1 protein-coding gene and 1 pseudogene are annotated in these 2,171 nt (G+C 64.4%); both read right to left on the bottom strand.

Going from position 1 to position 2,171, the window contains the following annotated elements; all coding sequences use genetic code 11:
* Positions 1–23: 23 nt before the first annotated feature.
* Entirely contained in the window at positions 24–974 is a 951-nt protein-coding gene (gene lpxC, locus EN914_RS32975; protein WP_024501460.1) for a UDP-3-O-acyl-N-acetylglucosamine deacetylase, read from the bottom strand.
* Between the two features lie 281 nt (positions 975–1,255).
* Positions 1,256–2,171: pseudogene (locus EN914_RS32980) on the bottom strand (cell division protein FtsZ); the annotation flags it as partial.

The following is a 2,171-nucleotide window of genomic DNA, read 5'->3' on the forward strand; positions in this document are numbered from 1 at the left end:
GGAACCCGAAAAAACTGGAAAAATCAGATCATCCAGGGCGCGTAGAGCGGCGCGTTGACGGCGTTCATCTCGGCGCTGCGGCCACGCTCCCGGCGCGTCGTCTCGACGATCTCGAACGCCGTGCGATCCGACAGCAGGCGGCGCAGGGCCGCGGCATTCATCCTGTGGCCGCCGCGATAGGAGCGGAAGCAGCCGATGAAGCGGGCGCCGGCCAGCGCCAGGTCGCCCATGGCGTCCAGCGTTTTATGGCGCACGAATTCGTTGGGATAGCGCAGGCCGCCCATGTTGATGACGCGGTTGTCGTCGCCGATCACCAGCGAATTCTCCAGCGAGGAGCCGAGCGCATAGCCTGCAGCCCACAGCCGCTCGACATCCTTCATGAAGCCGAAGGTGCGGGCACGCGCGATGTCGCGACGGAAAATATCGGCATTGAGGTCGGAGGCAAACAGCTGACGGCCTATCGCCGGGCTTTCGAAGTCGATCTCGATCTCGAAACGGGTTCCGTCATAGGGCCGAAACTCCGCCCACGAGGCGCCGTTCTCGATGCGGACCGGCTTGATGACCCTGATATAGCGGCGCTTGACCGAAAGCGTCTCGATGCCCGCCTGGTCGATGGCTTCGACGAACGCCGTGGCGCTGCCATCGAAGATCGGAACCTCGGAACCATCGATCTCGACAGCGACATTGTCGATGCCGAGCCCAAACAGCGCCGCCATGATGTGCTCGACCGTGGCAATATGCTCGCCGGCGGGATCACCAAGCATGGTGCACAGGTCGGTGGCGCCGACTTCCGAGACCAGGGCACGAAACTCGCGGCCCTGCTCGGCACCGTTGAAAAGCTGGAAAACGATGCCGGCGTCGGCATCCGCCGGCATGAAGCTGATGGACACTTCCTTGCCGCTGTGGACGCCGGTGCCAGTAAGCGACGCGCGCGTCTTCAATGTCGTCTGATAGTCGTGCAAGACAATCCCCATAAGCCCGTAATGCCTAGGTCCGCTTCTCCAGCCCGAGGGCGCGGCTCTTGTGTGAATCGGCTGGCAGGGCGACTTCCCCCGAAATCCCGGCAAACCGATGATGGTAGGCAGCGAAGATAATGTCCCGTCAGGGAGACTCCAAATCACGGTTTCTTACTCTGTGTAACCGCGAACTGGAATGGGCGCGACTTTGTAAGCTGTTGAAATCACAGCATTTAAAACGTTAACAGGCAAGCGATTCCTCGCTTGCCTGTTAACAAATGTTACAGTCCGTTTACCAATCAGTTGGCCTGGCGGCGCAGGAACGCCGGAATCTCCAGCTGATCGTCTTCCTGAGTCGTCCTCACCTGCGGCGTCAGGCGGCCCTGATCGTCGAGTTGGCCACGGCGCGGCGCATAGAGCTGCGCATCCTGGCTGGCGAGGCGGCGCACTTCGGGCGCGGCCTGGCGCAGCTTGGGCTCGCGCGGCTGCGCCGGCTGCAGCCTTGCGGGTTCTTCCTCGCGGCGGGGCAGTCCGTTGGTCAGGCGCTTCAGCAGGCCGATCGGTCCGCTGTTGTTCTCGTGGTCCACCGGGCGGCTCTTGGCATCCACCTCGGCCTTGACGACCGGCGGGAAGTCCTCGACGCGCGGCATACGCTGAGGTGCCATGGCAACAGGCTGCGGGGCTTCGCGCAGCATCTCGCGCGGCTGCGGGGCCGGCTGCATCTGCTGGACCACCGGCTGCGGCATCGGCTGTGCTGGCGGCGCCTGGAAGATTTTGCTCTGCGGGCGGAAATCTTCTGCGTGAGCGACAGGAGCCGGGCGCGCCTGCGCCATCGCCGCGGCATTGGCTTCGGCCAGATGGATGGCTTCGGCGACAGGGTCGACAGCGCGTGGCTCGTAGGCCGCCTGCTGGACAGGCGCCGGGCGAGCCTCCGCGATCTGAGCCGCCGGGCGGCTGACCGGCTTCGGAGGCGCCGTGCGGATCGAGATCGGCGCAGCGGCGATTTCAGCCGCCGATTTGTCGATGCCGGTGGCAACCACCGAGACGCGGATGACGCCTTCGAGTTCCTCGTCGAAAGTGGCGCCCAGGATGATGTTGGCGTCCTGGTCGACTTCCTCGCGGATACGGGTCGCCGCTTCGTCGACTTCGAACAGCGTCAGGTCGCGGCCGCCGGTGATCGAGATCAGCAGGCCCTTGGCGCCCTTCATCGAGGTC

Source organism: Mesorhizobium sp. M7A.F.Ca.CA.001.08.2.1 (assembly GCF_003998455.1).
Lineage (GTDB): Bacteria > Pseudomonadota > Alphaproteobacteria > Rhizobiales > Rhizobiaceae > Mesorhizobium > Mesorhizobium ciceri.

What these genes read in the sequence shown, in the direction of transcription:
- lpxC (WP_024501460.1), bottom strand. Translation starts at nt 974, where the DNA reads ATGGGGATTGTCTTGCACGACTATCAGACGACATTGAAGACGCGCGCG.